This is a genomic window from Variovorax sp. 770b2 (assembly GCF_900115685.1).
Taxonomy (GTDB): domain Bacteria; phylum Pseudomonadota; class Gammaproteobacteria; order Burkholderiales; family Burkholderiaceae_C; genus Variovorax.
Genome location: NZ_FOXJ01000006.1, coordinates 173852 through 199365, shown reverse-complemented (window position 1 = coordinate 199365; position 25514 = coordinate 173852). Strand labels below are relative to the sequence as shown.

General features: G+C 68.4%; 25 protein-coding genes. 9 read left to right on the top strand and 16 right to left on the bottom strand.

Features of this window, described 5'->3' with window-relative positions:
* Positions 1-33 precede the first annotated feature (33 nt).
* Positions 34-1557 (top strand): amidohydrolase family protein, encoded by a 1524-nt coding sequence (locus tag BM133_RS27015; RefSeq protein ID WP_256219367.1) that lies wholly within the window; start codon positions 34-36, stop codon positions 1555-1557.
* A gap of 24 nt (positions 1558-1581) precedes the next feature.
* On the opposite strand, the gene BM133_RS27010 is transcribed toward BM133_RS27015, so the two are convergent.
* Positions 1582-2385 carry an exodeoxyribonuclease III gene (locus tag BM133_RS27010; protein ID WP_093440831.1) on the bottom strand — a complete coding sequence of 268 codons (804 nt, stop codon included), beginning with the start codon at positions 2383-2385 and terminating at the stop codon, positions 1582-1584.
* 13 nt (positions 2386-2398) lie between these two features.
* Between BM133_RS27010 and pyrE the strand changes: the two genes are divergently transcribed.
* Positions 2399-3082, top strand: coding sequence for an orotate phosphoribosyltransferase (pyrE, locus tag BM133_RS27005; protein WP_093440828.1), 684 nt, complete (start codon positions 2399-2401; stop codon positions 3080-3082).
* Positions 3083-3094: 12 nt separating this feature from the next.
* Positions 3095-3787, top strand: a complete 693-nt coding sequence (locus tag BM133_RS27000) for a DUF4124 domain-containing protein (protein ID WP_093440826.1) — start codon at positions 3095-3097, stop codon at positions 3785-3787.
* 36 nt (positions 3788-3823) lie between these two features.
* On the opposite strand, the gene gatB is transcribed toward BM133_RS27000, so the two are convergent.
* The 3 genes from gatB to gatC are packed head-to-tail and all read right to left on the bottom strand — an operon-like array spanning position 3824 to position 7192.
* On the bottom strand, positions 3824-5404 hold the full coding sequence (gene gatB, locus BM133_RS26995; protein ID WP_093440823.1) for an Asp-tRNA(Asn)/Glu-tRNA(Gln) amidotransferase subunit GatB: 1581 nt from the start codon (positions 5402-5404) through the stop codon (positions 3824-3826).
* A gap of 1 nt (position 5405) precedes the next feature.
* Entirely contained in the window at positions 5406-6893 is a 1488-nt protein-coding gene (gene gatA, locus BM133_RS26990; RefSeq protein ID WP_093440821.1) for an Asp-tRNA(Asn)/Glu-tRNA(Gln) amidotransferase subunit GatA, read from the bottom strand.
* Entirely contained in the window at positions 6890-7192 is a 303-nt protein-coding gene (gene gatC, locus BM133_RS26985; RefSeq protein WP_093440818.1) for an Asp-tRNA(Asn)/Glu-tRNA(Gln) amidotransferase subunit GatC, read from the bottom strand. Before gatC ends, gatA begins: the two co-directional genes overlap by 4 nt.
* 213 nt (positions 7193-7405) lie before the next feature.
* Here gatC and BM133_RS26980 point away from each other — a divergent pair, with 213 nt between their 5' ends.
* From BM133_RS26980 to mrdA, 4 genes are all read left to right on the top strand, one after another.
* Positions 7406-8449: a rod shape-determining protein gene (locus BM133_RS26980; RefSeq protein WP_007833435.1), complete on the top strand. Its 1044-nt coding sequence runs from the start codon at positions 7406-7408 to the stop codon at positions 8447-8449.
* 86 nt (positions 8450-8535) lie between these two features.
* On the top strand, positions 8536-9495 hold the full coding sequence (gene mreC, locus BM133_RS26975; RefSeq protein ID WP_093440816.1) for a rod shape-determining protein MreC: 960 nt from the start codon (positions 8536-8538) through the stop codon (positions 9493-9495).
* The gene (gene mreD / locus BM133_RS26970) at positions 9492-10013 is read left to right on the top strand and encodes a rod shape-determining protein MreD (protein WP_093440813.1); all 522 of its coding nucleotides are present in this window, start codon (positions 9492-9494) and stop codon (positions 10011-10013) included. Before mreC ends, mreD begins: the two co-directional genes overlap by 4 nt.
* A gap of 121 nt (positions 10014-10134) precedes the next feature.
* Positions 10135-12105: a penicillin-binding protein 2 gene (gene mrdA / locus BM133_RS26965; RefSeq protein WP_093440811.1), complete on the top strand. Its 1971-nt coding sequence runs from the start codon at positions 10135-10137 to the stop codon at positions 12103-12105.
* A 133-nt stretch (positions 12106-12238) separates the two neighbouring features.
* Here mrdA and fahA read toward each other — a convergent pair whose 3' ends face one another.
* From fahA to BM133_RS26935, 6 genes are all read right to left on the bottom strand, one after another.
* On the bottom strand, positions 12239-13510 hold the full coding sequence (fahA, locus tag BM133_RS26960; protein ID WP_093440808.1) for a fumarylacetoacetase: 1272 nt from the start codon (positions 13508-13510) through the stop codon (positions 12239-12241).
* 121 nt (positions 13511-13631) lie between these two features.
* A complete protein-coding gene (locus BM133_RS26955; RefSeq protein ID WP_093440806.1) occupies positions 13632-14606 on the bottom strand; it encodes a Bug family tripartite tricarboxylate transporter substrate binding protein in 975 nt (324 codons plus the stop codon).
* Positions 14603-15913: a homogentisate 1,2-dioxygenase gene (gene hmgA, locus BM133_RS26950; protein WP_093440803.1), complete on the bottom strand. Its 1311-nt coding sequence runs from the start codon at positions 15911-15913 to the stop codon at positions 14603-14605. The genes BM133_RS26955 and hmgA overlap by 4 nt, the downstream gene beginning before the upstream one ends.
* A gap of 52 nt (positions 15914-15965) precedes the next feature.
* Entirely contained in the window at positions 15966-16163 is a 198-nt protein-coding gene (locus BM133_RS26945) for a DUF2783 domain-containing protein (RefSeq protein ID WP_093440800.1), read from the bottom strand.
* On the bottom strand, positions 16145-17893 hold the full coding sequence (locus tag BM133_RS26940; protein WP_093440798.1) for an FAD-dependent oxidoreductase: 1749 nt from the start codon (positions 17891-17893) through the stop codon (positions 16145-16147). The genes BM133_RS26945 and BM133_RS26940 overlap by 19 nt, the downstream gene beginning before the upstream one ends.
* Before the next feature lie 53 nt (positions 17894-17946).
* Positions 17947-18906 (bottom strand): MBL fold metallo-hydrolase, encoded by a 960-nt coding sequence (locus tag BM133_RS26935; RefSeq protein WP_093440795.1) that lies wholly within the window; start codon positions 18904-18906, stop codon positions 17947-17949.
* Between the two features lie 159 nt (positions 18907-19065).
* Here BM133_RS26935 and BM133_RS26930 point away from each other — a divergent pair, with 159 nt between their 5' ends.
* The gene (locus BM133_RS26930) at positions 19066-19959 is read left to right on the top strand and encodes an IclR family transcriptional regulator (RefSeq protein WP_093440792.1); all 894 of its coding nucleotides are present in this window, start codon (positions 19066-19068) and stop codon (positions 19957-19959) included.
* The gene (locus BM133_RS26925) at positions 19956-20708 is read left to right on the top strand and encodes an SIR2 family NAD-dependent protein deacylase (protein WP_093440789.1); all 753 of its coding nucleotides are present in this window, start codon (positions 19956-19958) and stop codon (positions 20706-20708) included. The genes BM133_RS26930 and BM133_RS26925 overlap by 4 nt, the downstream gene beginning before the upstream one ends.
* Before the next feature lie 16 nt (positions 20709-20724).
* Here the strand turns inward: BM133_RS26925 and BM133_RS26920 are convergent, their stop codons facing one another.
* The 6 genes from BM133_RS26920 to BM133_RS26895 form a co-directional block, all read right to left on the bottom strand.
* Complete coding sequence (locus BM133_RS26920) at positions 20725-21219, bottom strand: pentapeptide repeat-containing protein (protein WP_093440787.1); 495 nt, start codon at positions 21217-21219, stop codon at positions 20725-20727.
* Between the two features lie 236 nt (positions 21220-21455).
* A complete protein-coding gene (locus tag BM133_RS26915; RefSeq protein WP_093440785.1) occupies positions 21456-21677 on the bottom strand; it encodes a hypothetical protein in 222 nt (73 codons plus the stop codon).
* Positions 21678-21710: 33 nt separating this feature from the next.
* Positions 21711-22391, bottom strand: coding sequence for an ABC-type transport auxiliary lipoprotein family protein (locus tag BM133_RS26910; RefSeq protein WP_093441252.1), 681 nt, complete (start codon positions 22389-22391; stop codon positions 21711-21713).
* A gap of 15 nt (positions 22392-22406) precedes the next feature.
* Complete coding sequence (locus BM133_RS26905) at positions 22407-23363, bottom strand: MlaD family protein (protein WP_093440782.1); 957 nt, start codon at positions 23361-23363, stop codon at positions 22407-22409.
* Positions 23364-23381: 18 nt separating this feature from the next.
* On the bottom strand, positions 23382-24224 hold the full coding sequence (locus tag BM133_RS26900) for an ABC transporter ATP-binding protein (protein ID WP_093440780.1): 843 nt from the start codon (positions 24222-24224) through the stop codon (positions 23382-23384).
* Positions 24221-25387, bottom strand: coding sequence for an MlaE family ABC transporter permease (locus BM133_RS26895; protein ID WP_093440778.1), 1167 nt, complete (start codon positions 25385-25387; stop codon positions 24221-24223). The genes BM133_RS26900 and BM133_RS26895 overlap by 4 nt, the downstream gene beginning before the upstream one ends.
* Positions 25388-25514: the final 127 nt, after the last annotated feature.

The window sequence follows — 25514 nt, the reverse complement described above, 5'->3', positions numbered from 1 at the left end:
CCATAGACGCAACCCGACGACGAAGGAAACGCCATGTCCGCTCCCATGCACGAAGGCCCGCTCGACTGCGCATGGCTGCTGGCCGATCCCGGCGCGCAGCCTGCGCAATCCGATGTGCGCATCGCCTTGGAGGGCGGCCGCATCCAGTCGGTCGTGCCGCTGGCGGACGAGCCGGGCGCCGGCGCGCCGCGCCTGCTCGCGCTGCCGGCGCTGGCCAATGCGCACGACCATGCGCGCACCTTTCGCAGCGCCACGCTCGGCGCCTTCGGCCAGCCGCTGGAAAGCTGGCTGCCGTTCCTCGGTGTGGTGCCGGGCATGGACCCTTACCTCTGCGCTGCGACTTCGTTCGCGCGTTCGGCGAAGCACGGCGTGGCGAACCTGATGGTCCACTACACGCGCGTGCAAGGCGGCATGGCTTACGTCGACGAGGCCCAGGCGGTGGCGCGCGCGGCACGCGATGTCGGCGTGCGCATCGGCTTCGCCATCGCGATGCGCGACCGCCATGGCATCGCCTACTGCGACGACGCGACCGTGCTGGCGGCGCTGCGCCCGGGCATCCGCGATGCGGTGGCCGAGCGGCTCGCGGTGAAGCCGGTGGCGCCTGCCCGGCAGCTCGCGCTGGTCGACGAGGTCGCACGCATGGTGGAGGAGGGCGGCCATGGCGAACACGTGACCGTGCAGTACGGCCCGACCGCGGTGCAGTGGTGCAGCACGCCGCTGCTCGAGGCGATCGCGCAGGCATCGGTCGACACGGGCCGTCCGGTTCACATGCATCTGCTCGAAACGCGCTATCAGCGCGACTGGGCCGATGCGAACTACCCCGGCGGCATCGTCCGCTTTCTCGACGACATCGGCCTCCTGACGCCGCGCCTCACGCTCGCGCATTGCGCCTGGGCGCGGCCCGAGGACCTGGCGCTGATCGCGGAGCGTGGCGCGACCATCGCGGTCAACACCAGTTCGAACCTGGGGCTCAAGTCGGGCATCGCGCCGGTGCCCGAGATGCTGAAGCACGGGTGCCGCGTGGCCATGGGCCTGGACGGCATGGCCTTCGATGAAGACGACGACGCGCTGCGCGAAATGCGGCTCGCGTATTCGCTGCACCGGGGCTGGGGCTACGACACCACGATGACGCGCGAACAGCTCTGGGCCTTCGCTTCGCGCAATGGCCCGCGCAGCGTGCATGGCATGCGTGGCGGCCTGGCCTCGGGCGGCCCCATCGCGCCCGGCGCCGCGGCCGACCTGGTGCTGCTGGACTGGGACGCGCTCGACGACGACGCGCTCTTCGCCGATACCGATCCGCTCGACCTGCTGCTGGCGCGGGCCAACGGCAGCCACATTGCCAAGGTGCTGGTCGGCGGGCGCGTGGTGGTCGATGCGGGCCGCGTGCAGGGCGTCGACGAGCCCGCATTGCGCGCCGAGCTGCTGGCGCGCATGCGCAGCGCGTTGGCCGGGGGCCGTGCCGGCGCCACGTCGTGGCGCGAAACCGTCAAGGCGCTGGCGGACGACCTCGGGCCGTTCTACCGCCGCGGTCAAATGATGGGCGGCTGCTGCGGCTAGGCAGGCCGCTTCGCCAAAGCAGGGTCAGAGCTTGAAGTCGTACTCGACCGTGATCGGGGCGTGGTCGCTGAACTTGATGGTCTTGTAGATCGCCTCGGTGCGCGCGAGCGCGCCGATGGCCGGCGTGGCCAGGTGGTAGTCCAGCCGCCATCCCACGTTGTTCGCATAGGCCTGGCCGCGGTTGCTCCACCAGGTGTAGGCCTCGTCGGTGGTCTCGGGCTTGAGCATGCGGTACACGTCCACCAGGCCCGCGCCCTCGGCGCCGGCGTCCAGCAGCCTGGTCATCCACGCGCGCTCCTCGGGCAGGAAGCCGCTGTTCTTCCTGTTGCCGCGCCAGTTCTTCAGGTCGATCTCCTTGTGCGCGATGTTGATGTCGCCGCAGAGAACGAACTCGCGCTCCTTCTTGAGCGCGATGAGATACGGAAAGAAGCCCTTCAGGAAACGGAATTTCGCCTCCTGCCGCTCCTCGCCCGAACTGCCGCTCGGGAAGTAGCAGCTGATGACCGAGAACTTGCGCTTGGGTGTGTCGAAGCGCAGTTCGAGGTAGCGGCCTTCGGCGTCGAACTCGGCATCGCCCCAGCCCACGATGACCTGGCTCGGCGCGTGCTTGGTGTAGATCGCGGTGCCGGCGTAGCCCTTCTTCTCGGCGAAGTGAAAGTGGCCCTTGAGCCCGGCCATTTCCTCGAAGCGGCCTTCGATGTCGCTCGCCTGGACCCGGATCTCTTGCATGCAAATACAATCCGGCGCAAGTTCGGCCACCCAATCGGCGACGCCCTTGGTGGTCGCCGAACGCAGGCCATTGAGATTGAGACTGGTCAGTTTGAACACAAGGAATTTCCCGATGGCTGTAGATGGTGAAAAAAGCAGCGCGGTGGCGCAGGACTTCGTCCAGTTCGCGCTCGATGCCGGCGTGCTTCGCTTCGGCGAGTTCAAGACCAAGGCCGGCCGGATGAGTCCTTATTTCTTCAATTCGGGACTCTTCGACGACGGCGCCAAGATCGCGCGGCTTGCGGGATTCTATGCAGACCGCCTGATCGAGAGCGGCCTGGAATTCGACATGATCTTCGGCCCCGCCTACAAGGGCATCCCGCTGGGCGCCACGGTAGCGGCCGAGCTGGCCCGGCGCGGCCGCAACTACCCCTTTGCCTACAACCGCAAGGAAGCCAAGGCGCACGGCGAGGGCGGCAACCTGGTGGGCGCGCCGCTCAAGGGCCGCGTGCTGATCGTGGATGACGTGATGTCCGCCGGCACCGCGGTGCGCGAATCGATCGCCGCGATCCAGGCCGCCGGCGCCACGCCGCATGCCGTGGCCATCGCGCTCGACCGGCAGGAAAAAGCCACCGAGAACGGCGTCGACGTGGACCACAGCGCCGTGCAGTACGTGCGCAACCAGCTGGGCCTCGCGGTGATCGCCATCGCCACGCTGGACGACCTGCTGAGCTACCTCTCGGGCGATGCCGCGGCCGACCTGGGCGCGCACCGCGAACGCGTGCTGGCCTACCGCACGCGCTACGGCGCGAGCTGAGGAACAACAGCGATGCGTACACGCGATCACGGCAAGCCCAACCGCCTGCTGGCGGTGGCGTCGTTCTCTTTTCTGACGGCCATCCTTTTCTCCGGTGCGGTGCACGCACAGAAGGACGCGCCCGCCGGCGGCATCTACACCTGCACCGACGCGCGCGGCCGCACGCTCACCGCGGACCGGCCGATTGCCGATTGCAGCGACCGCGAGCAGCGCGAGCTGAGCCCGAGCGGTCTCACGCGCCGCAAGATCGAGCCCACGTATTCGGCACGCGAGATGGCCGAGCGCGAAGACCGCGCCCGCGAAGCCGCCGTGCAGGCGGCCAAGGCGACCGACGAGCGCCGTCGCGAGCGCGCGCTGCTGGTGCGCTACCCCAGCGCCGCTTCGCACGACCGCGAGCGCGACCAGGCACTGTCGCAGGTCGACGCAGTGATCCAGGCGGCGCAGAAGCGCATCGCCGAGCTGGGGGAAGACCGCAAGAAGATCGACGAGGAACTCGAGTTCTACAAGAAGGACACGAGCAAGGCGCCGGGCGCCATGCGCCGCAAGCTCGAAGACAACGCGCAGAGCGTGGCGGTGCAGAACCGCTTCATTGCCGAGCAGGAAGAAGAGAAGAAGCGTGTGAATGCGCGCTTCGATGAAGAGCGCGCGCGTCTGAAGCCGCTCTGGGGTCCGGCCCCGAGCACGGCTGCCGCTGCGCCGCGCTGAACCCGCCGGGGCCGTGATGGCCCCGGGGCTCGTCGATCAGCCCAGCTTGGCTTTCAGCAACTCGGTGACCTGCGCCGGGTTGGCCTTGCCGCCGCTGGCCTTCATCACCTGGCCTACGAGCCCGTTCAGCGCTTTCTCCTTGCCGGCGCGGTACTCGTCGACGTTCTTCTGGTTCTTGGCGATGACCTCGTCGAGGATCGCGTCGAGTGCGCCTGTGTCGCTGATCTGCTTGAGGCCGAGACTCTCGATCATGTCGTCGACACCACCGGAGGTATCGCCGCCGGAATGGGCCCAGCCCCACATGGCCTCGAACACCTGCTTGGCGCCACTGTTCGAGATGGTGCCGTCCGCGATGCGTTGAATCAGTTGGGCCAGTTGCAGTGCCTTGACGGGCGCGGCCTCGATGCCGATCTCGGCGGCGTTCAGGCGGCGCGCCATCTCGCCGGTGATCCAGTTGCTTGCGAGCTTGGGCGCTGCGCCGGCGCTCACGGCTTCATCGAAGTAGCCTGCGAGCGCGGTGCTTTGCGTGAGCTGCGTGGCGTCGTATTCCGACAGCCCGTGGTCGCGCACATAGCGCTCGGCCATCGCCCGCGGCAGCTCGGGCATCTCGCTGCGCACGCGTTCGATCCAGTCGTCCGCGATCACCAGCGGCGGCAGGTCCGGATCGGGGAAGTAGCGGTAGTCGGCCGAATCTTCCTTGGCGCGCATTGCGCGCGTCTCGCCGGTGTCGGCGTTGAACAGCACCGTGGCCTGCTCGATCTTCCGGCCGTCCTCGATCTCGTCGATCTGCCAGCGGATCTCGTAGTCGATCGCCTGCTGCATGAACTTGAAGCTGTTCAGGTTTTTGATCTCGCGCCGCGTGCCGAGCTTTTCGCCGGGCTTGCGCACCGACACGTTCGCATCGCAGCGGAAACTGCCTTCCTGCATGTTGCCGTCGCAGATGCCGATCCACGTCACGATCTTGTGCAGTTCCTTCGCATAGGCCACGGCCTCGGCGGTGGAGCGCATGTCGGGCTCGGTCACGATTTCGAGCAACGGCGTGCCCGCGCGATTCAGGTCGATGCCGCTCAGCTTGAACAGGTCCAGCTCGCTGGTCATGGGCACATAGTTCGCTTCGTCTTCGTCGCCAAGATGCGCCAGTTGATACAAGCTGGCGCCATGCAGCGACTTGCCCGCGTCTTCCTCGAGGTGGGCGCGCACGAGGCGCACGGTCTTCTTCTCTTCGCCGAGAAAGAACGACACCGAGCCGCCCTGCACGACCGGGATCTCGAACTGGCTGATCTGGTAGCCCTTGGGCAGGTCGGGGTAGAAGTAGTTCTTGCGCGCAAAAACGCTGCGCGGCGCGACGTGCGAGCCGAGCGCGAGACCCAGCTTGATGGCGCGTTCGACCGCGCCCTTGTTCATCACCGGCAGCGTGCCCGGCAGCGCGAGGTCCACGGCGCAGGCCTGCGTGTTGGGCTCGGCGCCGAAGGCGGTGGAGGCGCGGCTGAAGATCTTGCTCGCGGTCGAGAGTTGCGCGTGCGTCTCGAAGCCGATGATGACTTCATAGCCGCGCACCAGCGGGCCGGTCGGGCGGCCTTGTTGCTGTGCTTCGAAGGTGTTCACGGTCTCGCTCATTTCAGAAGCCCTCCGGCGTGCGCGTGTGCCAGTCGGTGGACTGCTGGAAGCGGTGCGCTGCGTTGAGCAGCTTCGCTTCGCCGAAGTAGTTGCCGATCAGCTGCAGCCCGACGGGCATGCCGCTGTCGAAGCCCGCAGGCACGCTCATGCCCGGCAGGCCGGCGAGCGATGCGGGCAGCGTGAAGATGTCGGCCAGGTAGTCGGCCACCGGGTCGTCGCCGTGTTCGCCGATCTTCCATGCGGTGGTCGGCGCGGCGGGGCCGGCGATCACGTCGCACTGCTTCAACGCCTGCTGGAAGTCGTCCGCGATCATGCGACGCACCTTCTGCGCCTGCAGGTAGTACGCGTCGTAGTAGCCGTGCGAGAGCACGTAGGTGCCGATCATGATGCGGCGCTTCACCTCGTCGCCGAAGCCCTCGGCGCGCGTGCGTTCGTACATGTCGGACAGGTCCTTGTACTGCTTCGCGCGATGGCCGAACTTCACGCCGTCGAAGCGGCTCAGGTTGCTCGACGCCTCTGCGGCCGCGAGGATGTAGTACACGGGAATCGACAGCTCGGTGCGCGGCAACGAGACCTCGACGCGCCTGGCGCCGAGCTTCTCGTACTGGGCGAGGGCTGCGTCGATCGCGGCGCGCACGCCGGGTGCCACGCCTTCGCCGAAGAACTCCTTCGGCACGCCGATGCGCAGGCCCTGGAGCGAGTCGTTCAGCGCGCGGCCGAAGTCTTCGGAGGGCTTGTCGATCGAGGTCGAATCGCGGTCGAGATCGGGGCCGCAGAAAGCCGAGAGCAGCAGCGCGCAGTCTTCGGCCGAGCGCGCCATCGGACCGGCCTGGTCCAGGCTCGATGCGAAGGCCACCATGCCGTAGCGCGAGGCGCGGCCGTAGGTCGGCTTGATGCCGGTCACGCCGCAGAACGACGCAGGCTGGCGGATCGAGCCGCCGGTGTCGGTGCCTGTGGCCGCGGGTGCCAGGCGTGCCGCGACGGCCGCCGCACTGGCGCCCGAGGAGCCGCCCGGAATGCGCTCGCGGTTCCACGGGTTCTGCACCGGCACGGCCTTGTCGTGGCCCACGGCGGGCACGGCGACGTTCTCGTTGGCCGAGCCCATCGCGAACTCATCGCAGCTCAGCTTGCCCAGCGTGACCGCGCCGGCCTCGGCCAGGCGGCGCACCACGGTGGCGTCGAAGGGCGAGCGGTAGCCCGCGAGCATCCGGGAGCCGGCGGTGGTGGCGAAGTCGGTGGTGACGAAGATGTCCTTGTGCGCGATCGGCACGCCGGCCAGTGCCGGGGCGTTGCCTGCTGCGAGGAGGGCGTCCGCCTTGCGGGCCTGGGCGAGGGTGACTTCTTCGTTCACGTCGACGAAGGTGCCGAGCGATTCGTGGGCCTTCATGCGGCCGAGAAACGCCTGCGAGGCTTCGACGGCCGAGACCTTGCGTTCGGCCAGGGCGCGGGCCAGGGCGACCACGCCCATCTGGTGCAGTTCGCCGCTCATTGCTCGATCACCTTGGGCACGAGGAAAAGGCCGGCTTCGACGGCCGGGGCGCTCTTCTGGTTGGCTTCGCGGTTGTCGGGTTCGCTTACCACGTCTTCGCGCAGGCGCAGCGTGATGTCCTCGATCGCAGCCACCGGATGGGCCAAGGGCTCGATGCCCGTCGTATCGACCGAACGCATACGTTCGACTAAGTCAAAAAAGCCATTGATCTGGCTGAGCATGCGCTCGCTTTCGTCGGAAGCAAGCTGCAGCCGCGCCAGGGAGGCGATGCGTGCGATATCTGAAGCGTCAAGGGACATGGGTCGGACCGGTCAAAAAACCGAAGGTAATCGCACGCCGAGAAGGGTGCTAACACGGGAATCAGAGGGGATTCGGGTATTATCCCGCCTTTGCCGCAACCCCCGCGAACGCGCCGGCTTTTGCGCCAAAAACGATCAATTCACCCCGTCAAACGACCCAAAAATAGAGCGACGACCTGCCGATGCGCAGGCCGTGCTCAGAGGATTCCGCACATGTTTGGAGCTTTCCGTCGGTACTTTTCCACCGACCTTGCGATCGACCTCGGCACCGCCAACACCCTGATATTCGCCCGCAACAAGGGCATCGTGCTGGACGAGCCCTCCGTCGTCGCGATCCGCCACGAAGGCGGCCCGCACGGCAAGAAGGTGATCCAGGCCGTGGGCCGCGAGGCCAAGGCCATGCTGGGCAAGGTGCCCGGCAACATCGAGGCGATCCGCCCGATGAAGGACGGCGTCATCGCCGACTTCGTGATCACCGAGCAGATGATCAAGCAGTTCATCAAGATGGTGCACCCGCGCACGCTGCTCACGCCGAGCCCGCGCATCATCATCTGCGTGCCCTGCGGCTCGACGCAGGTCGAGCGCCGCGCCATCAAGGACGCGGCCGAAGCCGCCGGCGCCACCTCCGTCTACCTCATCGAAGAACCCATGGCCGCGGCCATCGGCGCGGGCCTCCCCGTGAGCGAAGCCTCGGGCTCGATGGTGGTGGACATCGGCGGCGGCACCACCGAAGTGGGCGTGATCTCGCTGGGCGGCATGGTCTACAAGGGCTCGGTGCGCGTGGGCGGCGACCGCTTCGACGAAGCCATCATCAACTACATCCGCCGCAACTACGGCATGCTGATCGGCGAGCCGACGGCCGAAGTCATCAAGAAGAACATCGGCTCGGCCTTCCCGGGCTCCGAAGTCAAGGAGATGGAAGTCAAGGGCCGCAACCTCTCCGAAGGCGTGCCGCGCAGCTTCACCATCAGCAGCAACGAAGTGCTGGAAGCCCTGACCGATCCGCTCAACAACATCGTCTCGGCCGTGAAGAACGCGCTGGAGCAGACGCCGCCCGAACTGGGCGCCGACATTGCCGAGCGCGGCATGATGCTCACCGGCGGCGGCGCCCTCCTGCGCGACCTGGACCGCCTGCTGGCCGAGGAAACGGGCCTCCCGGTGCTCGTGGCCGAAGACCCGCTGACCTGCGTGGTGCGCGGCTGCGGCATCGCCCTCGAACGCATGGACCGCCTGGGAAGCATCTTCACGAGTGAGTGACCGGACGCCCGTCCTCATCGCCGGCCTCTGCTTGCATGGGCCGGCTTTTTGTTATTTGATTCCGCACCACCGCCGGGTCTGAATTCATGCCTCTGGGCACGCTCGATCGCACAGCGCCACCCCTGTTCAACCAGGGGCAGTCGGCACTCAGCAAGCTGATCTTCTTCGGCGCGCTCTCCCTGTTCCTCATGGTGGCCGACGCACGCTTTCACATCGTGCAGCCGATCCGCGCGACCCTCGGCGCGGTGCTCTACCCGGTGCAGTGGGTGGCGCTGAAGCCCGTGCAGATCATGATGGGCGGCGGCCGCTACCTCGAAGACCTGCAGACCGCCCAGCGCAACGAGGCCGACGCCCGCAAGGCGCTCATGATGCAGGCCGAGCGCGCGAGCCAGGCCGACACGCTGGCGCAGGACAACGCGCGCCTGCGCGAGCTGCTCGAGCTGCGCCAGACCACCACCACGCCGGGCCGCGCGGCCGAGGTGCTCTACGACGCGGCCGACCCCTACACCCGCAAGATCGTCATCGACCAGGGCCTCGCGCACGGCGTGGCGGCCGGCTCGCCGGTGATCGATGCGCGCGGCGTGCTCGGCCAGGTCACGCAGGTGCTGCCCTTCACGAGCGAGGTCACGCTGGTGATCGACCGCGACCTGGCCATCCCCGTGCAGAACACGCGCACGGGCGTGCGCAGCGTGGCCTTCGGCGACGCCTCGGCGCACGGCGGCGGCCTCGAGTTGCGCTTCATGGCCGCCAATGCCGACCTGCAGGAAGGCGATCTGCTCTCCACCAGCGGCGTCGACGGCATCTACCCGCCGGGCCTGCCGGTCGCGAAGATCGAACGCATCGAGCGCCGCGCCGATTCGGCCTTTGCCCGCATCTACTGCGTGCCGCTGGCCAGCGTGACCGCTGCGCGCTACGTGCTGGTGCTCGAGCCCACCGGTTCGCCCACGGCACCGCCGCCGGCCGCGCCCACGACCACGCAGCGCAAGCGCCCCGAAGGCAAGCCCGGCGCCGGCAAGAACGAGAAAAAACCAGGAGGCGGCCGATGATCAAGCGCCCCGGCCAGCAGCAGCTCCTGCTGCCCGTCAGCCCGCTCTTCATGTGGACCAGCCTCGTCGTGGCGCTCCTGGTCAACATGATCCCCATCGGCCGTGCCGCCTGGATGCCCGACCTCCTGGCGCTGGTGATCGTGTTCTGGGGCGTGCACCAGCCCTCGCGCGTGGGCATCGGCGCGGCCTTCGTGTTTGGCCTCTGCATGGACGTGCACCAGGCCTCCATGCTCGGCCAGCATGCGCTCTCCTACACGACGCTGGGCTTCTTCGCGATCACGATCCACCGGCGCCTGCTCTGGTACCCGGTGCTGTCGCAGGCGCTGCAGGTGCTGCCGCTCTTTGCGCTGTCGCAGTTGATCGAGGTCATCACGCGGATGATCGGCGGCGGCGTGTTCCCGGGCTGGACGGTGCTGATCTCGCCGGGCGTGGAGGCGATGCTGTGGCCCCTGGCGAGCGCGCTGTTGCTCGCCCCTCAGCGCCGCACCCCGGAACCGGACGAGAACCGCCCCCTCTAGTCATGGTGCCCCCGGCTTTTCACTTCGCTTCGCTGCGCGTGAGTCCACCCTTGAGAGGGAGGCGCGGCCCGTCTGCCACTGCACTTGACTTGCACTAGCACGCGCCTAAGCTCCCACCGCCATGACCGAAATCCGCAACGTCGCTGCCGACCTCGCGCGCTTCAAGCGCCGCGTGATCGTGATCGGCCTGACGGTGCTGTTCGCGTTCAGCCTGCTGAGCGCGCGGCTGATCTACCTGCAGGTCACGCGGCATGAAGACCTGGCCGAGCAGGCCGAGAGCAACCGCACGGCCATCGTGCCGGTGGTGCCCAACCGGGGCCTCATCCTGGACCGCAACGGCATCGTGCTGGCCTCGAACTACTCGGCCTACACGCTGGAGATCACGCCCTCCAAGGTGAACGATGTCGAGGAGACCATCGACAACCTCACCCAGGTGCTGGAAGTCTCGCCGCGCGACCGCCGCCGTTTCAAGCGCCTGCGCGAGGACTCGCGCAGCTTCGACTCCATCCCGATCCGCACCCGCCTGAGCGATGAAGAAGTGGCGCGCTTCGCGGCCCAGCGCTACCGCTTCCCGGGCGTGGAGATCAAGGCGCGCCTGTTCCGCAACTATCCCAACGGCGAGACCGGCTCGCACGTGCTCGGCTACATCGGCCGCATCAACCAGCGCGAGAAGACCGCGATGGAAGACTGGGAAGAAGAAGAGCAGGCCAACTACAAGGGCACCGACTACATCGGCAAGCTCGGTATCGAGCAGAGCTACGAGAAGACGCTGCACGGCCAGACCGGCGTGGAGCAGATGGAAACCTCCGCGGGCGGACGCGCCATCCGCCGGCTCGCGAGCCACCCGGCCACGCCCGGCAACACGGTCATGCTGTCGCTGGACATCAAGCTGCAGAAGCTGGTGGAAGACATGTTCGGCGAGCGCCGCGGCGCGCTGGTGGCCATCGACCCCAAGACCGGCGAGGTGCTGGCTTTCGTGAGCAAGCCCACGTTCGACCCCAACCTCTTCGTCGAAGGCATCGACACCGAGAGCTGGAAAGAGCTGAGCGAATCGCTCGACAAGCCCTTGCTCAACCGCGCGCTGCGCGGCACCTACCCGCCCGGCTCGACCTACAAGCCCTTCATGGCCATGGCCGCGCTGCAGACCGGCAAGCGTGGCGCCAGCGTGGTGGTGAACGACCCCGGCTACTTCAACTTCGGCGGCCACCGATTCGGCAGCCCCGAGGGCAACCTGGGCGGCGTGGACATGCGCCGCTCGATCCAGCTCTCGAGCAACATCTACTACTACTCGCTGGCCAACGAGATGGGCGTGGACCTCATCCACGACTTCATGAAGCCGCTGGGCTTCGGCCAGATCACCGGCATCGACCTGGGCGGCGAGGTGCGCGGCGTGCTGCCCAGCACCGAGTGGAAGCGCAACGCCTACAAGCGGCCCGAGGCGAAGAAGTGGTATGCGGGCGAGACCATTTCGCTGGGCATCGGCCAGGGCTACAACGCCTTCACGATGCTGCAGCTCGCGCAGGCCACGGCCATCGTGGCCGACGGCGGCATGAAGCACAAGCCGCACCTCGTGCTGGCCACGCGCAACACGGTGAGCGGGCAGGTGGTGCCGCTGCAGCAACCGCCGGCGGAAAACCTCGGCTTCACGGCGGCCAACGTCGCGGTGGTGCGCGAGGGCCTCACCAGCGTGGTCACCGCCGGCACCGCGCGCGGCGTGTTCGCGGGCGCGGGCTACCAGGCGGCCGGCAAGACCGGCACGGCGCAGGCGGTGACGCAGGCGCAGAACACCAAGTACAACGCCCGCGCGCTCGAAGAACACCAGCGCGACCACGCGTTGTTCATGGCCTTCGCGCCGGTCAACAACCCGAAGATCGCCATCGCGGTGGTCGTGGAGAACGCGGGCTGGGGCGCCGGCGCTGCCGCCCCCATCGCGCGCCGGGTGTTCGACTACTGGCTGATGGACCAGTACCCGAGCGAAGCCGACATGGCCGCCATCAAGACCGGCAAGGCCGCCGCGCCGATGGGCAAGCCGCGCGTGGCGAGCGAAATGGCGTGGCCGGTGGCGGCGACGACTGCCGCCCCGGCACCCTGAACCTCTTGTTCCCTCTCCCCTTGGGGAGAAGGTTGGAGTGAGGGTGAGCGGCAATCGGGGCCGCACGATGTGGTGAGGCCCACTGCCCTCACCCTGACCCTCTCCCGGAGGGAGAGGGGACACCACGCAGACCTCAGGCAGCCACCGTGCCGCTGACTTCACCCAGACCGATACGCACCGCCCCCGCGCGCTCGCAGTAGCCGCGCATGACCAGCGTGTCGCCGTCTTCCAGGAAGGTGCGCTTCTCGCCGTTGGGCAGCGTGATCTGCTGCTTGCCGCCCAGCGTGAGTTCCATCAACGAGCCGGCCTCGTCGGGCTTCGGGCCCGAGAGCGTGCCCGAGCCCAGCAGGTCGCCCGGCTGCAGGTTGCAGCCGTTCACCGTGTGGTGCGTGACCAGCTGCGCGGCGGTCCAGTAGGCGGCCTCGGTGGTGTTGCCGCGCGTGAGGCGCGCAGGCGGCACGCCTTCGGCGCGCATCTTCGCGGTCTGCAGCAGCACTTCGAGCGTGATGTCGAGCGCACCGGCCTCGCGGTTGGACGGTGCATCGAGGTACGGCAGCGGCTGCGGATCTTGCGCGGGCCGCTCGAACTTTGCGCGGAACGGCGCCAGCGCCTCCATCGTCACGATCCACGGCGAGAGGGTGCTTGCGAAGTTCTTCGCGAGGAACGGACCGAGCGGCTGGTATTCCCAGGCCTGCAGGTCGCGCGCCGACCAGTCGTTGAGCAGCGTCACGCCGAAGAGGTGGTCTTCGGCGTCGCCGATGGCGATCGGTTCGCCCAGCGCATTGCCGCGGCCCACGAGAAAGCCCAGCTCCAGTTCGTAGTCCAGGCGCTTCGAAGGGCCGAAGCTCGGCTCGGCCGCATCGGGCGCCTTGGTCTGGCCCTGCGGGCGCTTGAAGACCTGGCCGCTCACGCCGATGGATGACGCCCGGCCGTGATAGCCGATCGGCACCCACTTGTAGTTGGGCATCAGGGGCTGATCGGGGCGAAAGAGTTTGCCGATGGTGGTCGCGTGGTGGATGCCCGTATAGAAGTCGGTGTAGTCGCCGATGCGGCAGGGCACGGTCATCTCCGCCTTGACTTGCGCCAGCAGCGCCTTCGACCATGCGGCCTCTTTGCTGCTGCCCTCGGCGAGGCCGGCGGAGATCGCGGCGCGCAGGGCCTGGCGGTCCTTCGCGCTCGCGCCCATCAGCGCGTTCATGTCGTCGGTGTCGATGAGCCCCGCGGCCTTCAGGTCGAGCACCTGGTCGCCGATGGCAACGCCGATGCGAAAAGCTTCGCTGCTGCCCGCCGTGCGGAAGCGGCCGAAGGGCAGGTTCTGGATCGGGAAGTCGGTGCCGGCCTCGTTGGCCGAGGCGACCCAGCTGCGCAGCTTGGGGTCATGGGTGGCGTTCAGTGCGGTCGTCATGGATGGCTTTCGTTTTCTGTGTTCGGTTCGTTCGGTTCGGTGCGGCAACCGTTCGGACTGAGCTTGTCGAAGTCTTGCGCGGCGCTTCGACAAGCCCAGCGTGAACGGTTGAAGGTGTGCTTCAGTCCGCGGTCATGCCGGCTTTTTTCGCGACCTCGCCCAGGCGCTGGTATTCGGTCTGCGTGAGCGTCGCCAGCTCCTGCGCGGTGGAGCCGCGCGGCGAGAAGCCGGCCTGCTGCAGCTTGGCCTTCACGTCGGGCATCGCGAGCGCTTCGACGAAGGCTTCGTTCAGCGCCTTCACGACGGGCGCCGGCAGGTTCGCCGGCCCGTACACGCCGAACCACGGATCGAGTGCATAGCCCTTCAGCCCCGCTTCGGCCATCGTCGGCACGTCGGGCAGCGACGGCGAGCGCGTCGGCCCGGCGACCGCCAGCGCGCGCAGCTTGCCGGCCTGGATGTGCGGCAGCGAGGCCGGCAGGTTGTCGAACATCACGCCGATGTTGTTGCCCAGCATGTCGGTGATGGCCGGGCCACTTCCTCTGTAGGCGACGTGCACGAGCTCGGTGCCGGTCATCTGCGCGAACATCACGCCCGCCAGGTTCATCGACGTGCCGGCGCCCGCGGTGGCGTAGGGCAGGCCGGGGTTCTTCTTCGCGGCGGCGATCAGGTCGGGCACCGACCGGATCGGCGAGCTCGCCGGCACTTCGAGCACGATCGTCGAGGTGCCCAGCAGGCTGATCGCCGTGAAATCCTTGCGCGGATCGAAGGCCATCGACTTGTAGATGTGCGGGTTCAGCGCATTGGTCGAGATCGCGCCGAAGCCGATGGTGTAGCCATCGGGCGCGGCCTTGGCCACGGCGTCCATGCCGATGTTGCCGCCCGCGCCGCCGCGGTTGTCGATGAGCACCGGCTGGCCGAGTTTTTCCGACACCTTCTGGCCCACGGTGCGCGCCACCAGGTCGGTGGTGCCGCCGGGCGTGTAGGGCACGATGAAGCGGATGGGCTTGGACGGGAAGTCCGCCGCGTGCGCGAGGAATGGCACGGCGAGCAGCGCGACAGCCGCCGCACGGCGCGTGAGGGCGAATGCGTTCTTCATGGCTTGAACTGGTCCTTCAGGCCCGCCCAGCAGTCGGCGTAGTCGGTGTCCAGCGCCGGGCTCTTCAGCGCGAAGTTGGTCGGGATGAAGCGGTAGCGGCTCTCGAACATGAAGGCCAGCGTGTTGTCCAGCTTGTGCGGCTTCAGGGCCGCATGCGTCGCCTTGTCGAAGGCTTCTTCGTCCGGCCCGTGCGGCACCATGCAGTTGTGCAGGCTCGCACCGCCGGGCTTGAAGCCGCCCGGCTTGGCGTCGTATTCGCCCAGCACCAGCCCCATGAATTCGCTCATGAGGTTGCGGTGGAACCAGGGCGGACGGAAGGTGTTCTCCATCACCATCCAGCGCGGCGGGAAGATCACGAAGTCGCAGTTCGCGGTGCCGGGCGTGTCGCTCGGCGAGGTCAGCACGGTGAAGATCGACGGATCGGGATGGTCGAAGCTGATCGAGCCGATCGCCATGAAGTGCGCGGTGTCGTACTTCACCGGCGCGAGGTTGCCGTGCCAGGCGACCACGTTGAAGGGCGACTGCCTGGTCGGCGCCTTCCAGAAGCGGCCGGCGAATTTCTTGACCAGTTCATAGGCGCCGCCGTCTTCCTCGAAAGCCGCCACGGGCGCCTGGAAATCGCGCGCGTTCGCCAAGCCGTTCGAGCCGATGGGGCCCAGTTCGGGCAGGCGGAAATGCGCGCCGTAGTTCTCGCACACGTAGCCGCGCGAGAGACCATCGGGCAACGCCACCTTGAAGACCATGCCGCGCGGCAGCACCGCGATTTCGCCGGGCTTCACGTCGAGCACGCCCAGTTCGGTCGTGATGACCAGGCGGCCTTGCTGCGGCACGACCAGCATCTCGCCGTCGGCGTTGACGAAGGCGCGCTTGTCCATCGAGCGGCCCGCCAGGTACATGAGCGAGGCCACGCCGACCTGCGAATCGGCATCGCCGTTGGCCGCGACGGTGTGCATGCCGTCGACGAAGTCCACTTCGGCCGCGCCGTCCAGCGGCATCGGGTGCCAGCGCATCGGCTCGGGCGCGAGCGCGATCTCGCGGTCGCCGCCGGTGGTCCAGTGCGCCTGCGCATACGGCTGGTAGCGGCCCGACACCACCGAGGGCTGGCGGCGGTAGAGCCAGGTGCGGCGGTTCTCGTGGCGCGGCGCGGTGAAGGCGGTGCCCGAGAGCAGCTCGGTGTAGAGGTCGAACGGTCCGCGCTGCGGGTTGTTGCGGCCCTGCGGCAGGGCGCCCGGCACGGCTTCGGAGGCGTATTCGTTGCCGAAGCCGCCCAGGTAGCGCCGGTCGTCGTTGGCGGATGCTTGGGTCATGGTGTTCTCTTTCGAAAATCGCGATGAGGTTGGAATGCGTGCGCCGCGCGGCTCAACTGCCGCGCGCGGCCTCGAAGGCCTCGCGCAGCACGGCCAGCGAGCCAATGTGGTTGGCCAGCACGAGCACCAGGCGCGCGTTGAAGGCGTGGCTCTCGTCGTTGGAAAGCCCCTGGTGCGCCTCGATGAGCGCCTCGTAGAAATCGTCGGGGGCTTCCAGGTTCGGCGCGGTGTTCAGGTGTTGCATGCGCATGCCTCTGTCTTTGTCTTTGCCAGTGCGTGGTCGATGGCCGTGCGGATGTCCGCGGCAGCGGGTTGCCGCCAGCGTGCGCACACATGCTGGTCGGGCCGCAAGAGGTACACGGTACCGGGTTGCGCGTCGTAGCGCCGGGCGGCGAGTTCGCCTGCGGGTGTCGTGCCGTGCACGCGCACGATGTGCAGCGGCCGGCCGCTGGCCTTCAGCGCCTGTGCGCTGCGCTCGGCGGCCTCGCCGGTGCCGAACACCAGCGCGGTGAACTGCGCCACATGGCATTCGCGCAGCAGCCAGCCGGTGCGGCCATCGGCGCACACGATCGGCGCATCGGCGGCGGCGGCGCCCGGCACCATCGCGCCGTCGAACGTGTCGGTGTCGGGCGTGTTGAGCGGCGAATCGCGCAGCACCGCCGGCACCGAAAGCCGCCCGCTGTTGACCAGCGTGCGCGCGAAGGCCTGGCGCCGGGTCAGCGCCAGCACCGCGTCGCGGAACAGGCGGCTCACCTGGCTCTTGGGCGTGATGAAGTCGGTCGCGCGCGTGGAGTGGCGGATGTTCTCGTCGGCCGCGAATTCGCGCTCGCTCGCGTAGCTGTCGAGCAGCGCATCGGGCGCCTCGCCCTTGAGCACTGCGGCGAGCTTCCACGCGAGGTTGTCCGCATCCTGCACGCCCGAGTTGGCGCCGCGCGCGCCGAAGGGCGACACGCCGTGCGCCGAGTCGCCCGCGAACAGGACGCGGCCATGGCGAAAGCGCTCCATGCGCTGGCAGGCGAAGGTGTAGACGCTGGCCCAGCCGATCTGGAACTGCACCTCGGTAAAGCCGATGCTGTCGAGCAGCGCACGCACGCGCGGCGTGATGTTCTCGGGCTTGCGTTCTTCCACCGGGTCGGCGTCCCAGCCGAGCTGGAAGTCCACGCGCCACATGCCGTCGGCCTGCTTGTGCAGCAGCACGCTCTGGCCGGGATGGAACGGTGGGTCGAACCAGAAGCGGCGCTCGGTCGAAAGAATGTCGCCCCCCAAGCTCGGCACTTCGTGTCCTCGCTGCCCCCCCGAGGGGGGCGCGTCCGCCTTGGGGCGGCCCGGCGGCGGACCGGCATCCATCGTGATGTCGGCGATCAGGAAACGGTCGCGGAACACGCGGCCCTTGGCCTCCTGGCCCAGCAGCTGGCGCAGGTTGGAGCGCGAGCCGTCGCAGGCGGCGACATAGCCGGCCGACAGCCTGTAGTCGCCTTCGGGCGTTTCCACGGTCAGCACCGCGCCGCCGTCGCGCTGCTCGATGCCGGTCACCTTGTGGTTCCAGCGCAGGTCGATGAGCGGCAGCGCAGCGGCGCGCTCCACGAGGTAGCCCTCGACGTAGTACTGCTGCAGGTTGATGAAGGCGGGCCGCTCGTGGCCGGGCTCGGGCAGCAGGTCGAAGCGGTAGACCTGCTCGTCGTGGAAGAACACCTTGCCCACGTTCCACGAGACGCCCTTGTCCACCATGCGGTCGCCGCAGCCCAGGCGATCGAACACCTCCAGCGTGCGCTTGGCAAAGCAGATCGCGCGCGATCCGCTGGAGAGGGTGTTGTCGCTGTCCAGCAGAACCACCGGCACCTGGCGCAGCGCGAGGTCGATGGCGAGCGTGAGGCCGACCGGGCCGGCACCGACGATCACGACCGGGTGATGGGCGGGGGGCGCGGCGTCCTGGTCGGCGTGGCGTCGGTAGTCGAAGCGCAGACTTTGATAGTCGATCACGTGTTGTCTCCGTGTCTTGTCTTTTCCTCCCCCTGCGGGGGAGGGCGCAGGGCTCAGCCTTCCAGCGCCTTCCACATCTCGACGTCCCGCTCGGCCGTCCACACGCGCGGATCGGCATGGCCCGAGGCCTCGTCGTACGCGCGGCTCACGTCGAACGGCATGCAGTGGTCGAAGATCACCCACTGGCTGTACCTGGGCTTGAGCTTCGCGTAGGTGTCCTTGTAGACCGTGTTCAGGTCGCGCCCGGCCTTCACGCCTTCCTGCACGCTGGCATACACGTCGGAGATGAAGTTGCGCGTGCCCGTGAGGCCCTCGGCCACTTCGGCCGGCGTGGTGAGCGCGGCGCCGCGGCCCGGCACCAGCGCGGCGGGCTTGAGGGCGGCGATGTTGTCCAGCGTCTGCGGCCAGTCCTGGAAGTAGGCGTCGCCGGCATACGGCGTGGCGCCGAACTCCACCAGGTCGCCCGAGAGCAGCGTGCGCTCCTCCGGCAGCCAGACGACCGTGTCGCCCTTGGTGTGGCCGCGGCCCAGCTGGATCAGCTGCACCTCGAGCTTGCCGAGCCACAGCGTCATCTTGCCGGTGAAGGTCAGCGTGGGCCAGGTGAGGCCCGGGGGCACGGTCTCCACGTTCTGGAACAGGCGCGGGAAGCGGCCGATTTCGCTGGCCTTGTCGGCCTCGCCGCGCTCCACGATCAGGTCGCGCGTGTCCTGGCTGGCCAGGATGTGTTCGGCACCGTAGCCCGCCGCGCCCAGCACGCGCACTGCGTGGTAGTGGGTGAGCACCACGTACTTGATCGGCTTGTCGGTCACCTCGCGGATGCGGCGCACCACGTCGGCGGCCATGGCGGGGGTGGCTTGCGTATCGGCCACCAGCACGCAGTCGTCGCCGATCACGATGCCGGTGTTCGGGTCGCCCTCGGCGGTGTAGGCCCAGGCGTGCTCGGAGATCTGACTGAAGGTGATCTTCTTTTCTTCCATGTCGGCCTGGCTGGCGAACTTCTTGGCTTGGCTCATCGTGTGTCTCCGGTCTGTTTGTGGGGTGGAAGGTGACGGGTTGAAATTCGTTTAGGGCAAACGAATTCGCGGATAACGAATTTTCGGAGTGTAAGCGGCGGATCAGTTAATGTCTAATCCCTTCTTCATGAACGAACGATCGGCAGGCCTGTGACAACGGTGACCAAGGACTCCAGCGACAGCAGCGACGCCCCCGAGACCGACCGCGCCGCCCAGCGCGGCATCCAGAGCATCGAGGTCGGCGGCCAGCTGCTGCGCGCGCTGGTGCACCACGGCCGGCCGATGGCGCTGAAGGACCTGGCGCGCGAAGCCGACATGACGCCGGCCAAGGCCCACCCCTACATGGTGAGCTTCGGGCGGCTCGGGCTCATCGAGCAGGACCGCGCCAGCGGTCACTATCTGCTCGGTCCGCTGGCCTTGCAACTGGGGCTCATCAGCCTGCAGCAGGCCGACCCGGTGCACATCGCCACCCCGCTGCTCAGTCCGCTGGCGCAGCAGATCGGGCACACGGTGGCGCTGGCGGTGTGGGGCGCGCGCGGCGCGACCATCGTGCGCACGGCCGAGTCGCCCTCGCCGGTGCACGTGAACATGCGGCATGGCACGGTGTTCTCGCTGACCAACACGGCCTCGGGCCGCATCTTCGCGGCCTATCTCGATGCCGACGCGGTGCGGCAACTGCTCGAAGAAGAGCGCCAGCGTCAGAAGCCGCGCAAGGGCGCCGCCGCCGAGCCCGCGGCCCCCGCCGGCATGCCGCCGGTGCAGCCGCTGCCGTCATGGAGCGATTTTGAGCGCCAGCTGAAGGAGGTGCGCGCGCACGGCATCAGCCGCTCCGACGGCGAAGTGATCGTGGGCGTGAGCGCCATGGCCGCGCCGGTGTTCGACCACACCGGCGCCATCGTGCTCGCCGTGACCGCCATCGGTCCGGCCGGCATCTTCGATACCGCGTGGGATGGCGAGCTCTCGCGCGCACTCAGGTCCTGCGCGGGCACCGTGTCGCAGCGGCTCGGCGCTACCGCCGCGGGGTCTTCCGATATCCGAAAAACAGAGCGATGACGCAACCCGCCGCAACCGGCAGCCCTTCTTCTTCTCCGCTCGAATCCGCCATCGCGCTGCTGCGCGACGCCCGGCGCATCGTCGTTTTCTCGGGTGCCGGCCTGTCCCGCGCCTCGGGCATCCCGACCTACCGCGACGCGGACGGACTCTGGAAGAGCCAGAGCGCCCTCCAGTTCTCCCACGCCGAGGACCTGAAGCGCGACCCCTCGGGTTTCACGAAGTTCTGGGGCCAGCGCATGTCGCTCATCGAATCGGCCGTGCCCAACCCGGGCCACAGGGCGCTCGCGCAGTTGCAGCGGCTGCGCCCGGCGACGCGGCTGGTCACGCAGAACGTGGACGGCCTCCTCACCCAGGCGGGCGGCCTCGACGTGCTCGAACTGCACGGGTCGCTGCGCCGCTGGCGCTGCGACCACTGCGGCAACCGCAGCGGGCCGTGGCCTTTCCACCGGTGCCTGCGCTGCGGCTCGCACGCGCGGCCCGACGTGGTGATGTTCGGCGAAATGCTCAACCCCGGCGTGCTGCTCGAAGCGCAGGTGGCCGCGCAGGAGTCGGACCTCTTCCTGGTGGTCGGCAGCACGGCCATCGTCTATCCGGCGGCCGAACTGCCCGAGCTGGCGATGGCGCGCGGCAGCCAGCTCGTCACGCTGAACCTGGAGCCGCTGCCGCACCTGGACGATTCCGCGGCGGTGGTGCTGCGCGGCGCTTCGGAAGACCTGTTGCCGCAATTGCTGGCGGGGATGGTCGCCTAGCTTCGCGCGCCGTCAGTCAGTTGATGCGCGCGTTGGTGAGCTGCATGTCCTCGAACTGGCTGCCGGTGAAGTCGACCTGCTCGCCTTGCAGGTCGGTGGCGTTCACTTGCCGGCCTCTGCAGTCGAGCAGGTTCACCTGCGACCAGTGGCTCGCGTCGAAATTCAGCGCGGTCCAGTTGCATCGCGTGAAGGTGCAGTGGCTGAGCGTGCTGGCCTTCAGGAGCGATGCATCGAAGGTGCAGCCCACGAAGGCGCAGCCGCTGATGCTGATCCGCTGCATGTCGCACTGGCTGAACGCGCAGGCGGTGAATCGGCATGAAGTCCAGGCGGCATCCACGAAGGTGATCGACGTGAAACTGCTGCCGCTGAAGGTGCTGGACGCAAAGGTGATCAGGTTCAGGTCGAGGCCGGCATAGGCATTGCCGTCGCTTTCGCCCGCGAGGCCCGCCGGTGCGCCGCCGATGCCTTTGCGCCATTTGTCGTGGTTCTGGATGATCTGGAGGGCGCTCATTCCATGGCCCTTCCGTGTGCAACCGACGGCATCACCGTGGTGCTGGTTTCGATCGTGCGCGCTCGCGCGGCGTTGAATGCGGACATGTGTTCCTCCCGTGAATCCGCTCCCGTGGATCGGGAGTCGCGGCGGATTATGGGAGGGCGCTCGCAGCGAAAGAGCGCGAGAAATGGTCCGGCAACCATTGCGCCACGCGTGGCGTGAAGGATTGCATGGGGCTCGCGATGCGTGGGCGCTCAGCCCCTCTTGCCGCCCAGCAGCACCAGCGCGCCGCCCACCACGATGGCGGCCACGCCGGCCCAGGCGGGGAAGTTGACGGTCTGCTTCTCCTTCACCGAGAACTCCAGCGGCCCGAGCTTGGCCTGGTGGGTTTCCTTGGTGAAGCTGAAGCTGCCCATGCCCAGGGCGGCGATGCCCGCCACGATCAACAGGATGCCGACGATGCGTGTCGCGTTCATGGGGCGGGTCTCCTCTTGTGTTGGTGCCGCAGCTTACTGCCGCGGCTGGCGCTGCAGCGCATCCATCCACTGCGTGACCTCGGCCACGGCCGCATCGCTGGCGGCGGCCAGCGCCTTCACGCCGCCGGGCGCGTCGGCGCTGGGCGCGGGGCGGCGCACGGTGATGGTCTTCTGGCCCAGCACGCGGTCGCCGCCGGTGGTGCCGCGGATCAGCGTGGCGCGCAGCCGCACGAGGCCCACGCTCGTCGTGGGCGAATCGAAGTAGTGGCTGAACTCGTCCAGCGAAATGCGCAGCGTGTCGGGCACCTCGCCCTTGCTGCGGGCGATGGTCGCGCTCTCTTCCGGGCCGAGCACCATGCGGCGCTCGGCGAGGCTGTCGCGCAGCCGCTGGCGCAGCAGTTGCGCGGGCGGCTGGCTCCAGCGCGACTGGCCGTAGGGCCGCAGCTCGTTGACGTCCGCGTAGCCGAGGCGGTAGAGGATCTGCGTGCCGTCCAGGCGCGTGTTGCTCTCGAACTCGGCCAGCGCCAAGGTCGGCAGCGCGGCGGCGGGCGTGAGTGCAGCGGCCGGTGCGGCCGGTGCGGCCGTGGCGGCGAGCCCGGGGCCGAAGTCGTACAGCGTCGCGCGCGCGGGCTTGTCGGGCAGCGCGCCGCAGCCGGCGACCAGCAGTGCGATGCCCGCGAACGCGGTGGCAAGGGAGTGGGTGCTTGTCTTCATGCTCATCACCTTCGATCAAGGACGCGCGGCCGGCGCGGAGAAACCCGGCTCCCCGGGGCCCGCCGCGGCGCCGCCGTTGCCGAACAGGAGCGACTGCGGGTTGTCGTTGATGCTGTCCGCCGCGCGGCCCAGCCGGCGCACCGCGTGCGAGGTGTCGTCGGCCACGCGGTTCACGCGCGGCAAGGTGGCCGCGTTGAACGAGTCGACCGCCTGCGCGAGCGCCTTGGTGCCGTCGCTCAGCCGCTCGACCGGGCCGTCGGGCGCGTTCAGCCGGCCCACGGTGGTGTTGAAGTTGTTGGCCACGCGCGAGACGTCGCCGGCCGCCTTCTTCACCGTGCCGAGCGTGTCGGGCATCGCGGCCAGCGTCGGGTTCAGCCCGGTCTTCACCGTGGTGTCGAGCGTCTTGAGCAGCGTGTTCGCGCTGGCCGAGGCTGCGGCGATGTTCTCCAGCGCATCGGCGGCGCGCTTCTGGTTGGGGTCGCTGAGCAACTGGTTGGCGCGCTTGGTCACTTCCTCGACCTGGTTGATGATGGCCTCGCCGCGGTCCTGCAGCTGCGCGAGCATCGAGGGCTTGAGCGGAATGCGCGGCGGCTCGTCGTCGTTGGGCTTGAGCGCGACGCTCGATTCGCCCTTGTCGTCCAGCGCGATGAAGGCCAGGCCCGTCACGCCCTGGTAGCTCAGCGTGGCGAAGCTGGAGGTGGTGAGCGGCACGCGCTCGTCCACCGTGATGCGCACGCGCACGTTGCCCTTCACCTTGGGGTCGAAGTCGATCGACGCGACCTTGCCGACCGCGATGCCGCGATAGCGCACCATGGCCTGCGGCTGCAGGCCGCTGACGGCGTCGCGGGTGGACAGCTCGTACACGTTGCGCACGGTGTTGTCGCGCGTGAACCAGATCACCAGCCCGACGAGCACGGCGATGAGGCCGAGCACGAAGGCGCCGGCGGCGAGGGCATGGGCCTTGTTTTCCATGGTGTGGCTACCTACCTTTCAGCGCGGTGCGGCTTCGGGCCGCGGCGCGTGTTGTTCTGTGGCTGGCTTGTCATGCAGCGCCTCCAGGGCGCGCTGGCCGCGCCCCCCGAGAAAGTATTCGTGGATGAACGGATGCGGGTAGGCGATGACCTCGCGCGCCGTGCCGCTCACGATGACCTTCTGGTCGGCCAGCACCGCGATGCGGGTGCTCAGGTCGAACAGCGTGTCCAGGTCGTGCGTGACCATCACCACCGTCAGGCCCAGCTCGCGGTGCAGGCCGCGCAAGAGGTTGCAGAAGCTGTCCGAGGCCTCGGGGTCCAGGCCCGCGGTGGGCTCGTCGAGCAACAGGAGCGGCGGGTCCATGATGAGCGCGCGCGCCAGCGCCACGCGCTTGATCATGCCGCCCGACAGGTCCGAGGGGCTCATGTTGGCGTGCCGCGGCTCCAGGCCCACCATCTGCAGCTTCACGAGCGCCGCGTGGCGGATCAGCTCGTCGGGCAGGAGCTTCAGCTCGCGCAGCGGAAAAGAGATGTTCTCCAGCACGCTGAAGGCCGAGAACAGCGCGCCGTGCTGGAACAGCATGCCCACGTTGGCCGCGCCCGAGGCGCTCAGCTCGCCCGGCTGCTGGCCCAGCACCTCGACCACGCCCTGGGTCGGCTTCTCCAGCCCGAGGATCTGGCGCAGCAGCACCGTCTTGCCGGTGCCCGAACCGCCGACCAGCGAGAACACCTCGCCGCGGTCGATGTGCATGTTGAGGTCGCGATGCACCACCTGCTCGCCTTCGGCGTTCTTGAACACCGTCCAGAGCTTGCGGATGTCGACCACGGTGGGGTCGTCGCGGGTGTTCGTTGCGGCGTTCATCCCCGGAACCCTATGCCCTTGAACAGCACCGCGAAGAGCGCGTCCACCAGGATCACCGCGGTGATCGACGTCACCACCGACGAGGTCGTGCCGCGCCCGAGGCTCTCGGTGTTGGGCTTGACCTTCATGCCGAAGTAGCAGCCGATCAGCGCGATCAGAATGCCGAACACCGCCGACTTGGCCATCGCGAGCCAGAGGTTCGAAATCGGCACCGCGCGCGGCAGCGCCGAAAGAAAGTAGGCCGGCGAAATGTCCAGCGCCGCATCGGCCGCCAGCATGCCGCCCAAGAGCGCCGCCATCGAGGTCCAGAGGCTGATGAGCGGCATCGCGATGGCCAGCGCCAGCACGCGCGGCATCACGAGGCGAAAGCCGTGCGGGATGCCCATCACGCGCATCGCGTCGAGCTCTTCGGTCACCCGCATCACGCCGATCTGCGCGGTGATGGCCGAGCCCGAGCGCCCCGCGATCAGCACCGCGGCCAGCACCGGCCCGAGCTCGCGCACCAGCGAGAGCCCCAGGATGTTGACCACGAAGGCCTCGGCGCCGTAGTTGCGCAGCTGCTGCGAGATCAGGTAGGCCAGCACCACGCCGATCAGGAGGCCGACCAGCGCCGTGATGTGCAGTGCCGTGGCACCGAACTGATAAAGGTGTCCCGAGAAATCGCGCCACGGCCCGCGGTGCGGCGCGCGGATCAGCCGGCCGACGTCGAGCGCCAGCTGGCCGATGAGGCCGACGAAGTCGCGCGCCACGACCATCGCGCGCGGCCCGTTGTGCGAGAAGGTGCGGATGCGGTCGGCCAGCGTCTTGGGCGGCTCGTCGGGCGTGGCCACGGTGTACTGCGCCACCTGGTCGAGCACCGCCTTGTGCTGCGCTTCCATCTCCAGCGTGGCGGGCCATTCGTGGCGCCAGTGCTCCCACAGCAGCTGGGCGCCGATGTGGTCGAGCTGCTCGATGGGGCGCAGGTCCCACGCGCGATCGTCCGCGGGGGGCGCGGCTTCCAGGTTTTTCGACAGCGCCTGCCAGGCGGGGAGCGACGACATGCCCAAGGCCGTCCAGCGGCCGCTGGCCACCGTCCATTGGCGGCCTTCCTGCGCCTTCAGCGCGACACGCGGCAACGCGCTGTCGGCGGCTTGGGCGTCGGCAGTCGAGGGGGCGGAAGGCATGGGACGGATGAGCAGAAAGTAAACAAAAAATCGGGTTCGGGGAATGCGCGCATCGTAACCGGGTGCATCCGGCGCCCATGTGCTCCAGACCCCTCATTCGCGTAGGGCGGCGCCCCGTTTTCTTCAG